The sequence below is a fragment of the Lysinibacillus sp. fls2-241-R2A-57 genome, from assembly GCF_030209535.1.
Lineage (GTDB): Bacteria > Bacillota > Bacilli > Bacillales_A > Planococcaceae > Lysinibacillus.
On sequence record NZ_JARVRU010000146.1, the window covers coordinates 1 to 16910 of the forward strand.

At 36.2% G+C, this 16910-nt stretch carries 19 protein-coding genes and 1 pseudogene; 16 read left to right on the forward strand and 4 right to left on the reverse strand.

The annotated features are described in order from the left end of the window. On the forward strand, positions 1-560 hold a 560-nt coding region (locus QRN68_RS20210), incomplete at its 5' end, for a methyl-accepting chemotaxis protein (protein ID WP_285398743.1). 58 nt (positions 561-618) lie between these two features. Here QRN68_RS20210 and QRN68_RS20215 read toward each other — a convergent pair. Beyond that, complete coding sequence (locus QRN68_RS20215; RefSeq protein ID WP_285398745.1) at positions 619-2013, reverse strand: alanine/glycine:cation symporter family protein; 1395 nt, start codon at positions 2011-2013, stop codon at positions 619-621. A gap of 750 nt (positions 2014-2763) precedes the next feature. On the opposite strand from QRN68_RS20215, the gene QRN68_RS20220 reads away from it, so the two are divergent. The 5 genes from QRN68_RS20220 (at position 2764) to QRN68_RS20240 (ending at position 6554) form a co-directional block, all read left to right on the forward strand. Beyond that, positions 2764-3153, forward strand: coding sequence for a RidA family protein (locus QRN68_RS20220; protein WP_285398746.1), 390 nt, complete (start codon positions 2764-2766; stop codon positions 3151-3153). A gap of 521 nt (positions 3154-3674) precedes the next feature. Further along, on the forward strand, positions 3675-3827 hold the full coding sequence (locus QRN68_RS20225; RefSeq protein WP_285398748.1) for a hypothetical protein: 153 nt from the start codon (positions 3675-3677) through the stop codon (positions 3825-3827). 25 nt (positions 3828-3852) lie between these two features. Beyond that, the gene (locus tag QRN68_RS20230; RefSeq protein WP_285398749.1) at positions 3853-4551 is read left to right on the forward strand and encodes an aspartate/glutamate racemase family protein; all 699 of its coding nucleotides are present in this window, start codon (positions 3853-3855) and stop codon (positions 4549-4551) included. Between the two features lies 1 nt (position 4552). Beyond that, entirely contained in the window at positions 4553-5596 is a 1044-nt protein-coding gene (locus QRN68_RS20235) for a DmpA family aminopeptidase (protein WP_285398751.1), read from the forward strand. A gap of 34 nt (positions 5597-5630) precedes the next feature. Next, positions 5631-6554 carry a hypothetical protein gene (locus QRN68_RS20240; RefSeq protein WP_285398752.1) on the forward strand — a complete coding sequence of 308 codons (924 nt, stop codon included), beginning with the start codon at positions 5631-5633 and terminating at the stop codon, positions 6552-6554. A gap of 107 nt (positions 6555-6661) precedes the next feature. On the opposite strand, the gene QRN68_RS20245 is transcribed toward QRN68_RS20240, so the two are convergent. Beyond that, positions 6662-7234, reverse strand: coding sequence for a hypothetical protein (locus QRN68_RS20245; protein WP_285398754.1), 573 nt, complete (start codon positions 7232-7234; stop codon positions 6662-6664). Positions 7235-7507: 273 nt separating this feature from the next. After that, positions 7508-7865: pseudogene (locus QRN68_RS20250) on the reverse strand (transposase); the annotation flags it as partial. A gap of 198 nt (positions 7866-8063) precedes the next feature. Between QRN68_RS20250 and QRN68_RS20255 the strand changes: the two are divergent. Genes QRN68_RS20255 through QRN68_RS20285 form a run of 7 tightly spaced genes read left to right on the forward strand, consistent with a single transcriptional unit; the run spans position 8064 to position 13157 of the window. Continuing rightward, complete coding sequence (locus tag QRN68_RS20255) at positions 8064-8816, forward strand: GntR family transcriptional regulator (protein WP_285398755.1); 753 nt, start codon at positions 8064-8066, stop codon at positions 8814-8816. Between the two features lie 19 nt (positions 8817-8835). After that, positions 8836-9276, forward strand: coding sequence for a PTS sugar transporter subunit IIA (locus tag QRN68_RS20260; protein WP_285398756.1), 441 nt, complete (start codon positions 8836-8838; stop codon positions 9274-9276). 1 nt (position 9277) lies between these two features. Further along, complete coding sequence (locus QRN68_RS20265; protein ID WP_285398757.1) at positions 9278-9565, forward strand: PTS sugar transporter subunit IIB; 288 nt, start codon at positions 9278-9280, stop codon at positions 9563-9565. Between the two features lie 3 nt (positions 9566-9568). Then, positions 9569-10837 (forward strand): PTS ascorbate transporter subunit IIC, encoded by a 1269-nt coding sequence (locus QRN68_RS20270; RefSeq protein ID WP_285398758.1) that lies wholly within the window; start codon positions 9569-9571, stop codon positions 10835-10837. Positions 10838-10857: 20 nt separating this feature from the next. After that, entirely contained in the window at positions 10858-11775 is a 918-nt protein-coding gene (locus tag QRN68_RS20275) for a phosphotriesterase family protein (RefSeq protein WP_285398759.1), read from the forward strand. A gap of 10 nt (positions 11776-11785) precedes the next feature. Next, the gene (locus QRN68_RS20280) at positions 11786-12436 is read left to right on the forward strand and encodes a bifunctional 4-hydroxy-2-oxoglutarate aldolase/2-dehydro-3-deoxy-phosphogluconate aldolase (protein ID WP_285398760.1); all 651 of its coding nucleotides are present in this window, start codon (positions 11786-11788) and stop codon (positions 12434-12436) included. Next, complete coding sequence (locus QRN68_RS20285; RefSeq protein WP_285398761.1) at positions 12408-13157, forward strand: creatininase family protein; 750 nt, start codon at positions 12408-12410, stop codon at positions 13155-13157. Before QRN68_RS20280 ends, QRN68_RS20285 begins: the two co-directional genes overlap by 29 nt. A gap of 352 nt (positions 13158-13509) precedes the next feature. Here the strand turns inward: QRN68_RS20285 and QRN68_RS26970 are convergent, their stop codons facing one another. Beyond that, on the reverse strand, positions 13510-13611 hold the full coding sequence (locus QRN68_RS26970; RefSeq protein WP_350224364.1) for an IS3 family transposase: 102 nt from the start codon (positions 13609-13611) through the stop codon (positions 13510-13512). A 624-nt stretch (positions 13612-14235) separates the two neighbouring features. Between QRN68_RS26970 and QRN68_RS20290 the strand changes: the two genes are divergently transcribed. The 3 genes from QRN68_RS20290 to QRN68_RS20300 are packed head-to-tail and all read left to right on the forward strand — an operon-like array spanning position 14236 to position 16807. Next, positions 14236-14928: a M15 family metallopeptidase gene (locus QRN68_RS20290; protein WP_285398762.1), complete on the forward strand. Its 693-nt coding sequence runs from the start codon at positions 14236-14238 to the stop codon at positions 14926-14928. Next, entirely contained in the window at positions 14925-15719 is a 795-nt protein-coding gene (locus QRN68_RS20295) for a M55 family metallopeptidase (protein WP_285398763.1), read from the forward strand. Before QRN68_RS20290 ends, QRN68_RS20295 begins: the two co-directional genes overlap by 4 nt. A 23-nt stretch (positions 15720-15742) precedes the next feature. Beyond that, positions 15743-16807 carry a dipeptide epimerase gene (locus QRN68_RS20300; protein ID WP_285398764.1) on the forward strand — a complete coding sequence of 355 codons (1065 nt, stop codon included), beginning with the start codon at positions 15743-15745 and terminating at the stop codon, positions 16805-16807. Positions 16808-16910: the final 103 nt, after the last annotated feature.

Here is a 16910-nt window from a genome sequence, read left to right on the forward strand (position 1 = left end):
AAATTACGTCTATTTTAGATGTAATTACAAGCATTGCAGATCAAACAAACTTGCTGGCTCTGAATGCAGCCATCGAGGCGGCAAGAGCAGGGGAGCATGGAAAAGGGTTTGCAGTTGTTGCAGATGAAGTAAGAAAGCTGGCGGAGCAATCCCAGGAGTCTGCCAAACAAATTTTCGAACTAATCCATGGCATTCAGTTAGAAACAGAACAATCTGTAAACATCATGGCTAAAGTAACAGAGGATGTTCAAAATGGTCTTCACGTATCTAATGAAGCTATCACGAAATTTAAAGTGATTAAGACAAGCATGGATCAAATTACTCCTAAAATGGAAGAGGTATCTTCTGCCTCTGAAGAAATGTCAGCGAGTGTACAAGAGGTGGCAGCAATTACGGAGGATTTAGCGTTCTCAGCAAAAGGAAATTCAGCTGCTTCAGAGGATGTTGCGGCATCTACAGAGGAACAATTAGCTTCGATGGAAGAAATTAATGCTTCAGCACAAGCTCTAGCACATATGGCTGATGAGTTAAAACAGTTAATTAGTCAATTTAAATATTAATAGAATCAGACAGTACAAAAAACGCCACTCCTCTTTTGAAGGATGGCGTTTTTGTATATTATCGATCTTCTTCCCAACAATCAGTATTTTTTAATGTTGGAATTGATTTTGCATAAAAGACGGGATTTTTACCGGCTTTCCGTTGCTTTGTAAAGTCATCTAATACAAGGAAGGCTATTTTGCCAAGTAACAAGATGATGGCAATATTTATTAAAGCCATTAGTCCCATGAATAGGTCTGCTAAGTTCCAAACAAGCTCTACTTGCGCAAGAGCACCAAACATAACCATACCAAGCACTAAAATACGATAGGCAAACATCCAACCTGTATGAGCATTTATAAACTCAATATTAGATTCACCGTAATAGTAATTTCCGACAATAGAACTAAATGCAAAGAAAATGATAGCAATAGCGATAAAGTAAGGAGCCCAATCACCTACATGTACAGCTAAAGAATTTTGTGTAAGAATAATTCCATTACTTTCCCCAGTATCATATAGACCCGCTAAAATAATGATGAACGCTGTTGCTGAACAAATCATGATCGTATCAAAAAAGACTCCTAAGCTTTGCACAAGTCCTTGCTTTGCAGGGTGTGAAGTATAGGCAGTAGCTGCTGCGTTAGGCACACTACCCATCCCAGCTTCATTGGAAAATAAACCACGTCGAACACCTTGCATAATGGCAATTCCAATCGCACCACCTGCAGCTTCCTGAAGACCAAACGCTTGAGAGAAAATCAGCTCGAAAACAGCAGGAATTTCAGATAGATTCGTAATGACAACGTAAAATGCGACAGCTAGATAGAAAATAGCCATTACTGGTACAAGTACTTGTGTAACTTTTACAATTCTATGTACGCCACCAAAAATAATCAAAGCCGTTAATACAACGAGAATAATCCCAATAACTGCAGGTTTTACATCAAAAGCTTCCCCTACAGAAGTAGCAATCGTATTAGATTGTACAGCGTTAAAAATAAAGCCAAAACATAATGTTAAAAGAATACTAAAAATGATTCCTAATTTTCGTTGACCTAACGCTTTTTCCATATAATAGGCTGGTCCACCACGAAACGTATCCCCATCCTTGACCTTGTACACCTGTGCAAGTGTACTTTCAATAAAGGCTGTCGCCATTCCTAATATGGCGATAATCCACATCCAAAATACAGCTCCTGGTCCACCTACTCCGATTGCTAATGCCACACCTGTAATATTTCCAGTACCTACACGCGAGGCCGCGCTAATCGTAAAGGCTTGGAACGGGGAAACACCTGACTCCCCTTCTCTTTTTTCAACTATTAAACGAAACATTTCAGGAAAAAGTCGAATTTGTACAAACTTTGTGCCAAATGAAAAATATAATCCTGCAATTAATAACAATGCAATAAGCATTTTTGACCATAAAATATCATTAAGGTTACCTACGATATTCGATATCCATTCCATCAGCTTTCCTCCTTTCACAATACGTTTTAGTCTACACTTTTTTTTTATAAAAAATCAACTATTAGAAAATAAAAATTATTAAAAAATATGTTTTGTTTACTTATTTTTTATTTTCTGAAAGTTTTTTTACCATTATAATGACCATTTTAGGATATTATAAACATTTATTTTGAATTAATTACCAATTTAATATTTGCTGTTTTTTATTGTTTGTTAGTATTCATTAACGCTCGTACGCGCTCTTTTTGCAAGATCCTGTCTCACGATTGTCTCTAGCCAAATATGCACTACGATACAATTTGCAACCGTTTCATTATTTCCTATAACAAAGACTTGATATTACTACACTAACCGAATGGTATCGATACTGTTGAGTTATGACACCAATACTAATTTTTTAAAATTACTTACTTAAAGACTGAAGAAAAATAATTTCTCACAAACACATTTATTATCTCGTGAAACAAGCTCAAGCAGCATAATTTTTAAAAAGGCCACGTTTTCTGCATATGGGTAGCCTTAACCTTGAAAAATATGATTTGCGAAATTGTTAAAAGTTTGCCTGTCTATGAAAAATATGGTAGCGTAGAAGTAACTTTAGGTGAAAGAGGAGAATCCACATGAAAAAAAGATCATTACGTTTTTTAAGTATGGGAATTGGGTTCTCAACTGCTGTTTTTTCTAAAATTGAGTTTCTGAGGGATGAGTCTGCCCTTTTTTAGAAAAATAATAATCTAGAGGAGATTGACCATGAAAAAAATAACACGCAAAAATCCAATCCAAGTACCAAGCCCTGTTGGCAACTACAGCCATCTTACAATAATTCCTAAAGATGCAACAATGTATGCATTGTCTGGACAAATTGGAGTTGGGATTAATGGTAAATTACCATCATCATTGACAGAGCAGGTTAGGAACACATTAAAAAACATCCAATTAATATTAGAGGCAGAGGGACTAAACGCGGACAATGTGGTGAAAGCAAATATTTGGGCAACAGAAGAAATAAATTGGGATGACTTCGACCAACAATGGGAAACAATGTTTAGAAATCCCTATCCTTCTATGACGATTGCTTATATTACTGCATTAGGACTGCCTGAAATTAAAATAGAAATTGATATTTTGGCTGCGAAATAAAAAGTAAAAATCGACAAAATCCTTAAGGGTTTTGTCGATTTTTCATATAATTTTCTTGCTATAAAAAACTACTAAACTCTCTATAAGAACAACATCATATGCTACTCATTGCGACTTAACATAACGTTAGAATAAAGCAGAAACAACAAAGGATAAACCGTTGTCGTTACTGCCTTTTCATTTTGGGAATCTGTTATTGTCTATGCAGGATTTTATACATCGTTTAGTTTATAGCATTTTCCATCTGCTTATTGGCTGTAGCATGTATAAAACCTTGCATATTTTGATGAAGATGAATCTAGCAAAAACTTCCCACTCGCCATTACACCACCTCGTACTAGCTGTATTCGGATAAGCCCATTATTTTAAGTAAAACTAAATGAACTTTTTATGGCTCATCACCAAAAGTTGTGGATGACATTTTTTTAAATATATGCGCTGTATTATAGTTGATCTTCGTTACGACTGGACGCCCCCAGGAAGCTTTGCTCTGTGCGAAAGCGTAGCGACAGCAACAACAAATGTTTTCTGTAGCGAAAGCGAAGCGTCAGCAACAAAGCGCCCAGTCGGAACGGAAATCAGCCACACGTTTTGGTGAAGAGCCCTTTTTATGTATTTTGTTACATTTTAAAGGAATTGAAATTTTGAAAATTCTCTTATTTAAGGTAAATTAATAATAGAATTAAAGGAGGAGATTTTATGGATATGATAGGCATGATTGGTGGAATGAGTTGGGAGTCTTCTGCTGAGTATTACCGTCTTATGAATGAAGAGGTAAAACGACAATTAGGAGGCTTGCATTCGGCAAAATGTATTTTATATAGTGTAGATTTTCAAGAAATCGAGCATTATCAGGCTAGGGGAGATTGGGAGAAGGCTGGACAAGTATTGGGAGAAGCAGCTCGATCTCTAGAAGGTGCAGGGGCAGATTTTATTGTCATTTGTACCAATACAATGCATAAGGTTATTGATATCATTCAGGAGAATATTTCAATTCCAATTTTACATATAGCGGATGCGACAGCCAATCAAATAGAAAAGGCTGGTTTACAAAAAATTGCCCTTCTTGGGACAAAGTATACGATGGAGCAAGATTTCTATAAAGCTAGAGTAGAGGGATTTGGCATTGAAGTGCTAGTTCCGCTTGCTGAGGAGCGAGTGGAGATAAATCGTATCATCTATGAAGAATTATGTTTAGGTCGAATTGAACCAACATCGCAGAAATATTATATACAAGTGATTGAAGACCTTGTGCAATCAGGGGCACAAGGAATTATTTTAGGCTGCACAGAGATTGGATTACTCATTAAGCAGGAAGATGTTAACGTACCTGTTTTTGATACAACTGTTATACATGCGCAGGCCGCTGTAAATAGGGCGATTCATAAGGGGGAGTAATATGCCAAGTAAAGTACGAGAAATGGGGATTGTAATTGGAAACTTATCAACTGGTGAGAAAAATTGTATTACCGATGTAACCGGAGTGCGGGTAGGTCATGTAACACTTGATGAAAAGATTAATGAAGAAGGAGCTTATGCATGCACAGGGGTAACAGCGATTTTACCGCATGAGGGCAATTTGTTTCAGCAAAAGGTTACTGCAGCGAGCTATGTCTTAAATGGCTTTGGTAAAACAACAGGGCTTGTGCAGGTGAATGAGCTTGGCGTTATTGAATCACCCATTATGTTAACGAATACTTTTGGCGTTCCAGCTGTAACACAAGGAACGCTACAATATATGCTCGATACGAATAGTGAAATTGGTCAATCGACAGGAACTATCAACATCGTTGTTGGGGAATGTAATGATAGCTATTTAAATTCCATACGAGAATGTTCTGTCACACCTGAGCATACTGTGGAGGCGATTCGCAAGGCGTCAAATGTAACAGCAGAGGAAGGAGCGGTTGGGGCAGGGAAAGGAATGATGTGCTTTGGCTATAAAGGTGGAATTGGCTCATCTTCCCGAATTGTGACACATGAATCAACGAACTACACGGTAGGATGTATGGTCCTTAGTAATTTTGGGCATAGCTCAGAGTTTTTAGCACATCGATATCTTGTTTCAAAAGATCAACATGAGTCGACAATATCTCCTACAGATGGCTCCATTATCATTGTACTTGCTACAGATGCTCCACTTAGTAGTCGTCAACTGACACGTATTATTAAGCGTTGTGGCATAGGTCTAGGGCGTACAGGTAGTCATTTTTCTCATGGTAGCGGGGATATTGTCATTGGCTTCACAACAGCACATCGTATTGCCCATACATCTGATCAGCTTGTCGAAACACGCACGCAGCTTCGAGAGGATCATCCTATCATGAATCAATTATTTGCAGCAGCTGCAGAAGCAACAGAGGAAGCCATTTTAAATTCGCTATCACAGGCGCAGACAACTGTTGGACGAGATCGTCATAAAGTGGAAGCTTATCAATTTTAATTGCTTATTGTTCGATTAGACAGGATGTGAAAAGATGATTGCACAAGAATTATTAGACGAACTTATAGAGCACATTAATTTCAGTCCATTATTACCGAATGATAACCAAATGCAAAATATCTATAATTTTTCATTACGTAAGGAAACAAATGAACATCGCAGTTCAATTCATTACTATTCAACTCTTCATAATGGAACTATTCGAGTAAAACAATTTTTTTATGATTGGGCATTTCCTTTTATTTATGCAGACACTAATCTAATTGAGCAAGGTAGTCCTTTTAAAATAAATAATAGGGTTGGTTTTATTGGTGTAGACTACAAAAATAATAAGGCTTTAAGCTATTCTGTAGGATTTACAACGGTAGAGATCTCCGTTTTTGATGGGGATGTTACGAATGAAGAGTTAATTGAATATCTTTCAAGTTTAAAAATCATGAACCCTGATTTGTCCAAAAAATCATTTGCTACTGTGAGTTATACGGCTAGATATAATCAAGGAAAATGGGGAGAAGATGAGGTTTCAAGAGTAACGTGGTTAAATCCAGAAGCAATTAAATCGGATAATACTTTTTCGGAGGAATTATTAGATTATAAGCTAGATTCAGTTGGTATTGGTAAAGAAACGAATGAAATCCAATTACTTTATCGGCAAAGAGAAAACCTTACAGATGGCTGTTGGATTTCAATTGCACCTCAAACTTTAGAGCAAGATTTACCAAAACTAAAAGGGAGAAACATTGGAACGCGTCAAAAATGGAGATTTAGATTATTGAAAATCCTATATGAAAATAGGGAAATCGAAGTATATTATGGAGTTCAAGAAACAAAATATCCTGCAAGATGGGTCTGGTTTAGTCTCGAGGAAAAAATTATCCAATGCCATATCCGCTCTTCTGTAAATGAAACCTCATCATTAGTACGCGAAATATTAAAAAATACTATTAAATGGTCATGAAGTTATTTAAATAAAAATATAAGAGCCTTACTACAATTTATTGTAGTGAGACTCTTTAAAGTTGTTTAATTTTTATTCAATTTAAGTACCCTTAGTGCAATAAAAAATTATTGGTTTTTTAATCGTTGCACCAAATCCAGTGCTTGTTTAGTAGAATCAATTAAAGTAGTATCACCTTTAAATTTTCTTAGCTTGAATGCGCTTATAAAGCATTTTTCGGCTTCAACAAACCTTCCTAATTCCATCAGAGATTTCCCCTTATGTTGTAAAGCAAAATCTAAGTACGCGTCTATTTCATTGTCTTTACACTTATTGAAAGCTTTATCAAAAAACTCTAACGCTTCATTATGTTTATTATCATATTTTAACGCTTCTCCAAGTCGTATTAATGTAACTATTTCATTTCTTATGTTTCCTTCTTCTAATGCGTAACTTAGGCAATAGTTTAAATAATAAATTGCTTTCTGGGGCTCCTCGCAAATTCTATACAAATTACCTATTGTGCCGTATAGAAAATATTTATCTTCTTCATTATTAATTTTCAATAAATTTTCAGCTTCGGCAATAACCTGTTTTAACTTCAAAGGATTCGAGGTCTTTTCTCGTAGATAATCGTTATTATCAAAATAAATAAACTTATTTAAGTCAGAAATACTTTTTTTAAAATCTACTATTCTCATCTCTTACCTCCTCGTATTTTAGATGATCATCTTCGACAAACCTGTTCTATTAGTTCAATAAAAAATTCAAATTAAATATAAGGGACTGTTTTTAGTAACAGGAGGTATCCTGCTTGTTATAAATCGCGAATTATTTCCTTTATTTCATCACTTTTTAAATGATTGTATCGTTTTTGTTTAGGAAAATCGATAGGGTGTTACCGTTATATACAATATCAACAAGTAAATCACTTCTACTGACTCGTCTAAAATTTAATGGCAGCCATTATTTCAGAGAAGCTTCAGAAAACCAACTGTTCGGTAATGAGCATTGTAAGTGGACTTTTCTTGATTTCCATATGTATCGGCATGTGTAGAATCTAAATCGAAAATCAGCGCTTTCGATTGTCGAGCATGATGAACACGATTGAGTAGTTCTTGATTTGCCGCTTGGAGTTGATCGAGTGCTTGTGAATCAAACCGTACCTAGCATTTGCATAAATACCGGGTCATATGTCAGCTGGTCCGCTGCATCGTCTTCGTGATAACCAGCGATTAATTGGTAGATTTTTTGGTGAAGTAGCTGCTCATTTTGGTGAATGCAATACGAGCGTTCATCTTTTAACTGTAGATCATTGGCAATGGTTTGAGAGCTGGGCGGCTTCTTGGGGATTAGCGTCACAGATGAGGCCCTGCAGTCTAGTAATCATGAAACAACGAAATGATTACCAACATTTTCAATAAATAATCACTCTCTCTTAATCTAAAGGTAATAACCTTTAATAAATATTTTACTTATAGGTTATAATGTTATATGATGTAATCAAGAAAAATGAAAGAGGTAACAAAATTGAAAAAACTGAACAAACAATCTTCTGTTCCTCTGTATATTCAATTGAAAGAAGTAATTACAGAATATATAGAGAAAAATATGATAATTGGGGAAGTTCTTCCAACTGAAAAAGAGCTAGAAAAACTTTATGGTGTTAGCAGAATGACAGTCCGAAACGCTATAGATGAGTTACAAAGAAGTGGTGTTGTTGTTAAGCAGCAAGGAAAAGGAACCTTTGTTAACAATAACAAAATGACACAAGATATCGGAACTATTTTTAGCTGGACTGAAGAAATGGCGATTAAGCAGAAAAAATCTTTAACTTTGGAAACGAGTATTCAGGAAGTAGAACCTTCAAAAAAATTGCGTGACTCTTTAAAATTGGCACCAGACGAAAAAGTTGTATCTATCGCAAGGGTACGAGCAGTCGAAAATGAGCCAGTTGTTATAATGATAAATTATTTAAGAAACAGTTATGTCCCGAACTTGGAAAAAAACGGTCTATCTTCTGACTCTTTATATAAGGATTTAGAGGAAATATACAACATTTTTTTAGAAAGTGCTGAGGAGGTTATAACAGCTAGGTCTGCTACCTCATATGAAGCAACTAAATTAAGGGTTCCGGAAGGCACTGCCGTCTTACACGTTAGAAGAACTTCATTCATAAAAAACAAAATCCCTGTAGAAGTAGTAGATATGGTTGTTCGTGGCGATAGATATGAGTATTTTGTTGAACTAGAAGGTCGAAGAAAAAAACACATCATTCCATAAACTTACGAGGAGAGATACAATGTTACCTATAAAATTTGAACAAATTGCATTAGATGTGGAGCTTACATCTCCCGAAGAAGCCATTCAATTCGCTGGAAATTTACTGCTCCAATCTAACAGTGTTGAACAAAGTTATGTAGAAGAAATGATTAATGGTTATAAAAAGTTAGGCTCCTACATTGTGTTAGCACCTAATATAGCTATTCCACACGCAAGACCTGAATTCGGAGTGAACGAACAATGTATAGCTTTTGTGAGAGTCAAAACTCCTCTATCTTTTGGACATCCACAAAATGATGACGTTAAACTCATTATTCCGATTGGGGGTGTAGACAAACAATTTCACTTAGATATGTTAAGAGATTTGAGTGCCGTCTTGATGAATGAAGATAAAGTAACTAGGTTAAAAGAGTCAACTGACACAATGGAAATCTATAATATATTGAAAGGAGTTAGCTAAAATGTTTATTTTGACTGTTTGTGGTATGGGGTTTGGAACAAGTTTAATGTTACTAATGGAAATTCAAGATTTAGGAAATAAAAATGGTTTTACAATTGATGGAGAAGCTACCGATTTAAGTTCTGCAAAAGGAAAAAACGCCGATTTAATAGTAGCATCAAGCGAAATAGCACAAGAACTTGAAAATAATGATATACCTGTAGTATCCATCATTAACTTACTGGATAAAAATGAAATTGAAGAAAAAGTACTGCCATATATTATGCAAATCCATACACGAGGAGGATAAAAAATGCTAAGTTTTATAACTGGAGTTTTATCAACCCCTGCCTTTATTTTAGGAATAATCGCAGCTATTGGACTTATAGCCCTCAAAAAATCTGGATCCGATATTATTAAAGGTACTTTAAAAACTATTTTTGGTTTCATTATGCTACAACAAGGGGCAAGCATCATTGTAAGTAGTTTAGTGCCATTTAGCCAGATGTTTGAAAGCGCTTTCAAATTAACTGGCGTTATAGCAGAAGATAATGCTATAGCCGCTGCTGTGCAAAATGTTCTTGGAACAGAAACTTCTTTAATTCTAGTTTTTGGTTTTATCGTCAACGTTATACTAGCCAGAATAACAAAATGGAAATATATCTTTTTAACTGGCCACATGATGTTCTCTTTCGCTGCGACAATGGCAATCGTTTTTGATCAAATGGGTATTCACGGATGGAAAGCTATTCTACTAGGTTCATTAATTCAAGGAATTTCCAGTGTGCTATTTCCTGCATTAGCTCAACCTTTCGTAAGAAAAGTAACGAATAACGATAGTGTAGGATTTGGATTTTGGGGGAGTTCCCTTGTTTGGATAAGTGGTTGGATTGGTGGGAAATTGGGAAATAAAGAACATTCTGCTGAGAACATGAATGTTCCAAAACAATTAGATTTTTTAAAAGAAATGTCAATTTTAATGGGAATTGTTATGTCTGTTATTTATTTGGTCACTTCATTCTTTGTTGACACTAAACTTATGAATGAGCTTTCGGGTGGTCAAAATATTGCTCTCTTCGCAATTATGCAAGCGTTTACATTCGTTGTCGGTATTCTTGTTTTATTACAAGGAGTTAGAATGTTCCTAGGTGAGTTAGTACCTGCTTTCAAAGGAATTAGCGAAAAACTTGTTCCAGGTGCAAAACCAGCACTAGATATCCCTATTTTCTATTCTTTTGCACCAACAGCAACGACTATCGGATTTTTATTTGCTTTAGTTGGTGGATTGGGAGCAACACTCATTTCTACTATGCTACCTGTTGTGGTCTTACCTTCCGTGATTGGTTTATTTTTTATGGGAGGAGCTGCAGGTGTATTCGGAAATGCGATGGGGGGACGTCGTGGAGCCATAATTGCTGGGATCGTACTAGGATTTACATTTCAAATGATAGTGGCCTTAGCTTATCCGATTATCGATTTAAGGGATTATGGCATAAGCGGATTGTGGTTTGCTTCTACAGATGCAATCATCGTCATTTTACTTATTAGATTAATAGGCTCTCTGTTTGGCATTACAATATAAGATCTAAAGGAGTGATAAATATGACTGACAAAATTAGAACTGTTTTAGGTGATATTAGCAAAGAAGCACTAGGGTTTACTTATTCCCATGAACATTTATGGTGTTGTCCTCCTCCACAACAAAAAGATCGTGACTTCGAGCTAACAAATTACGAAGCTTCTCTGGAAGAATTAAAAACATATAAAAAAATCGGGGGTGAAACTTTGGTAGATGCTTCTACCCTCGACTATGGAAGAGATGGTCATAAACTTAAAAAAATGGCTGAGGAAAGTGGCGTTAATGTATTAGGAGTAACCGGTTTTAATAAACATATCTATTTTGATGATTGGGTTGAAATAGAAAGTATAGATCAAATTGTAGATAGATTAGTTCATGATATACAAGTTGGAATGGATGGATCCAATGCAAAAGCTGGAATTTTAAAAGCTGGATCATGGTATAACGTTATACATCCAATGGAAGAAAAGATAACACGCGCTGTCGGAAGAGCTCAAAAAATAACTGGTGCTCCTGTTTGGTTACATACTGAATCCGGAACATTGGGAGTAGAAATGTTAGATATTTTAGAGGGTGAAGGGGTAGACTTACATTTTGTTGCTGTGGGACATAGCGATAGAAATGCTGATCCTTATTATCACTTAAATATTTTAGAGCGTGGCGCCTATATCCAATTCGATGGACCCGGGAAAGTTAAGTATTATCCAGATAATGTTAGAATAGAGTTAATTAAAAATGTTCTAGCACATGGATATGGTCATAAGTTACTCATATCAGGAGATATGGGGCGACAAAGCTATTTACACGCTTATGGTGGTGGTCCTGGTTTTAGATATATTAAACAAAAATTCATTCCTAGAATGTTGAACGAACGGATTTCCCAACATGCTATTAATCAAATTTTCTATACAAATCCAGCTGATTGGTTAGCAAAATTTTAGGAGTGATTAAATGAAACTTGATAATTTAATGGCAATAATAAGAGATGTTTCGCCAAACGATATTGTTCCAATAGTTCAAGCCTTAATTGATGAAGGGATAACGAATTTAGAAGTCTCATTAAGTAATGAAACGTTGGGTATAGGATGTATTGAAACTTTAGCCACTCATTTTACACCGCAACAAATTTATTTAGGTGCAGGCACTGTTCTAAATGAAGAACAGTTGTATTCAGTAAAAAATGCGGGAGTTCAGTATATTATTACTCCTGGTTGGAATAAAGCACTAGTGAAGAAAGCTTTAGAAATAGATTTAATAGTATATCCAGGCGTATTCACTCCTGGAGAAATTGCCGAAGCTTTAGAACTGAACATTGACTACCTCAAGCTATTTCCTATTAATGGTCTCAATGAGAATTATTTAAAAGCTATTAGAGGTCCATTTCCCAAGGTGAATATTATGGCTGTTGGTGGAGTTACATCAGAAAGTATTGAATTCTATAAAAAATTAGGTATACATCACTTTGGGATTGGCAGTGAACTAGTTCCTAGAGGAGCAACTCAAAATGATATCCCTGTTATTAAAAGTAATGCTAAATTATTTATTAACTCAATAAAGAAAGCGAATGAAATTGATGGAAAATCAACCGAAACTAATGATTAATATGACACAAGACGAAGTTAAAAAGAGTTTAGCTGAATTTCCTGTTGTAATATTACCTTTAGGGGCAACTGAACAACACGGTTACCATTTACCATTAGGTGTAGATATTTACCTCTCCGAATATTTTTCGAAGGAAGTAGCCAAAGCAACTGGTGCTCTTGTAGCACCAACACTTCCTTTTGGCTATTCATGGGTTTGGCGAGATATTCCTGGAACTATATCGCTACAACAAGATTTAGTAGAAGCGGTTATCAAAGATGTTGCTCATAGCGTATCACGTTATGGAGGAAAGATGCTTGTTTTAATAAATGGGCATGATTCTAACAACTCATCTATGAAGTATGCAGTTAGAGAGTTGGAAGATGAGCTTGATATGCCAGTCATTTACCTCTTCTATCCTCGATTGAGTGAAGTAATTAAAGAGGTATGTGATTCTCCAACTTGGAATGGTATGATTCATGCGTGCGAGTTTGAGACCTCATTAATGCTCCATGTTAATGAAGCACTAGTTGATATGAACAAATCTATTAAGGAATATCCTGACACACCAGATCTATACGGAGCATCTACAATTTCACTTGGTGATTTAAGTAAAAGTGGTGTATTCGGAGATCCCACTCTTGCCACAAAAGACAAAGGTAAGAAGTTGGCAGAAATATTTACTGATAAAATGATTAAACTAGTAAATGAAGGCTATAAAGAATTTGTTATAAGAGAATAATAGTGTGCATACAAAAAGACCTTAGATAAATTTCATTGAAAGAATAAAGCTAACCTTTTACAGTCTTCTAATAACCATACCATCAGTAATTTTGAAAACGGAGCTAGAGCAATCTCTTTTTATCCGCAATTGTCCCAAATACCAGAAGCTAATAAGCGAATTATATCTACTTCTTAGGAACTTTCTCAGTAAATCTTTTAAAATGCTGACCTTATATTTTTGTTGTTCCGTCATTAAGCATTTTAATAAAAATAGCCATGTAAGTAGTGACCCCTTAAAGTTAGAGTTTTTATTATACGGCGGATTGGTTGGCATGAGTTCAGTATTGCACTGGACTTAAGCCAGCCAATTTTTAATTAATACGTCTGTTATGATAGTATTTGATGTACACCTCAATTTTGTGTTTTAACTCTTCATATGACAATAATTCTTCTCCATTGCCGCATTCTCGCAACTTTTAGCTATGATTATTAAAACTTTCTTACAAGTTAGGTAATAAAGGTCATCTCTTATATTTTAGGATGAACTATATAGGTTGATTGGAATAGAGACTGGGCGATTCCTTGAGGATTAACGTCATAGATGTGATCCTGCAGCAAAATGAAGCGGGTAGGGGGACGAAGGCTAAAAGTATCGCGTCCTGTGATAACGCCTACTGAGCAACCTCGTGTCGCTACATTGCACTGCGCTTACGCACAATAAACATCTGTTGACCCAACACCCCCAAGAAAGCGCCCAGTCGGAACGGAAATCAACCACACTTAAACAAAGGAAATCCTAGAATAGTCTCAAATTCTCAATTTTTTAATATTTCAGTAATCTTCTATTCTTTCCATGAATAAAATTGCTAAATAAGTGTAAAAACAAGGCTTTTCGACTTTTATTTACTTACATTGTAAAAAAAGAAGAGAAAAGGCGTTATTGTGTAAGATTTCTTTTTTTAGCTAGTCAATAAATTTAAGGTATGATACATTCAATAAAAACTGAATTATCTAAAAATTTTATCGAAACATAAAAATGGAGGTGTGTACTTATAGATGACGCCGTTTTTCGACCTATTGAGCTAAAAAAAGCTTCCATGAGGGAATTAACGCCAGCAATTCGTGAAAATGGTGAGTCATTAATTCAAATTGGAGAAGAACATTCTAGGATTTTTTTTGAGCCAATTTACTATCATCAAAAAATACCAAACAGTTTACAAGCAATTTATTTACGTCAAAGTGCTTACGAGAAACTAACACAAGCGCTGTTGTTATTGCCTAAAAATTATAGCTTTATCTTATATGATGGCTATCGTCCATCCGAGGTGCAGCAATATTTGTTTGCGAATTTTTCAAAGCAAATAGCGCAACTTTTTCCACATTTTACTGAACAAGAGGTTGTTAGAGAAACGCGAAAGTATGTTGCATTTCCTAGCGCTGATCATGCTCATTTTACCCCCCATTTAACAGGTGGAGCGATCGATTTGACACTGGGAGATTTGTCCGGAAATGCTTTGAATCTCGGAACAGCATTTGATGAAATTAGTGAAAAGTCTGCGACACGCTATTTTGAACAATATCCAGAGGAAAATTGGGAAGCTTGTGTTCATCGACGTCTTTTGTATAACTGTATGACATTGGTTGGGTTTACGAATTATTCAGAGGAATGGTGGCATTACGACATTAATAATATTTCATGGGCTAGACGTATAGGTGCACATGAAGCTAGTTATGGAGCAGTGAAAGCGGTTATCCAAGATAATAAAGTAAAGGAGTTTCGATTTTTATGAAGGTTTATATTAGTGCAGATATTGAAGGAATTACAGGTACAACAGCTTGGAGTGAAACGGAGCTAAATGCGCCAGATTATCAATTTTTCCAAAAGCAAATGACAAAGGAAGTAGAAGCAGCTATAGAGGGGGCTATTCGTGGTGGGGCAACCGAAATTTTACTAAAAGATGCCCATGATTCAGCACGTAATCTTGATATTTCTAATTTGCCAGTAAACTGCAAGGTTATTCGAGGTTGGACGTATGATCCGATGTGTATGGTTGCGGGGCTTGATAAGAGCTTTGATCGCGCCATTTTTATTGGCTATCACAGTAAAGGCGGAAGTGCAAGGAATCCTTTAGCACATACGCTTTGTGTTTTTGCTGATGTGAAAATTAATGGTGAGTATGTAAGTGAATTTTTGATTAATACGTACGCGGCTGCTTTACATGGTGTACCGGTGTCATTTGTAAGTGGGGACGTAGGGTTAACAGAGGAAATTCAATCTATTAATGACAACATCATCACCTTTGCTACAAAAGAAGGGATAGGAAATGCGACTATTAGCGTGAGTCCGCAGCTGACGATTATGGAAACGAAACGGCTTGTGGAGGACTCGATGAAGGTGTCACGTGAAGATTTACAAGTGACATTGCCTGAGCGTTTTGTGGTGGAAATCATTTATCGAGATCATACACGGGCATATCGAAATTCATTCTATCCGAACGCTACGTTTAAGCCACATAATACAGTGGAATTCGAAACAGATGATTTTTATGAGGTGCTTCGACTTTTACAGTTCTTAACATAAGTAAAAAAACGGTAGGTGAATGGATGAAAATAAAACATATTGTCGTAGGGAAGGCAGAGGCACCACTTATAACACCGTTTAAAACAGCACTAAGAACAGTGCATAGCATTTGTAATATTGCTGTCTATGTTCACACGGATGATGGGCAAATAGGCATCGGTGAAGCAGCACCAACGGCAGCTATTACTGGTGAAACATTAGGGTCTATTTCGCACGCTATAGAAGAGTATATAAAGCCAGCCATTATCGGAATGGATATTGAGGAAATGACAGAGATTATGGCGCGAATCGACAGCAGTATTTATCAAAATACGAGTGCTAAAGCCGCTGTAGATATGGCGATTTATGATTTATTTGCGAAACACTATCAAGCACCTCTGTATAAATTATTAGGGGGATATCGCAAAGAATTAGTAACGGATATTACGATTAGTGTCAATGATACTGACGAAATGGTGAAGGATAGTATAGCAGCAGTGCAGCGGGGTTTTCATATTTTAAAAATCAAGGTTGGCAAAGATCCAGTAGGTGATGTGGCACGAGTTGTTGCCATTCGTGATGCAGTTGGACACGCCATAACATTACGAGTTGACGCGAATCAGGGGTGGACACCGAAGGAAGCTGTACAAATTATTCGTGCACTTGAAGATGCAGGTGCAAATGTTGAATTGGTTGAGCAGCCTGTTCATTGTCATGATCTTGCGGGAATGCAATTCGTGACGGCCCATACTTTGACAAATATTTTGGCAGATGAAAGTGTTTTCTCAGCAAAAGACGCCTATACAATTATTGAAAAGCGAGCTGCGGATTTGATTAATATTAAACTCATGAAAACAGGGGGCATTTATCAAGCACAGAAAATTTGTCACATTGCAGAGGCAAACGACATACCATGCATGATTGGCTGTATGCTTGAGACGAAAATTAGCGTAAGTGCCGCTGCACATTTTGCCGCATCTCAGAAAAATATCACGATGGTAGATTTAGACGGACCAAGTTTATGTTTGAAAGATCCTATTTCAGGTGGTCCCATATTTGAAAATGATCGAATTAGGATGACGGATGCAGTTGGAATAGGATTTTCATAATAAAGTGAAACTTCAATCACAGGGGTTTCCTCATCCCCACTGATTGTTAGTCTTCACCAATCGGGCATTTACGGGCAGTTTATCTCCCATATATATTTTTGGT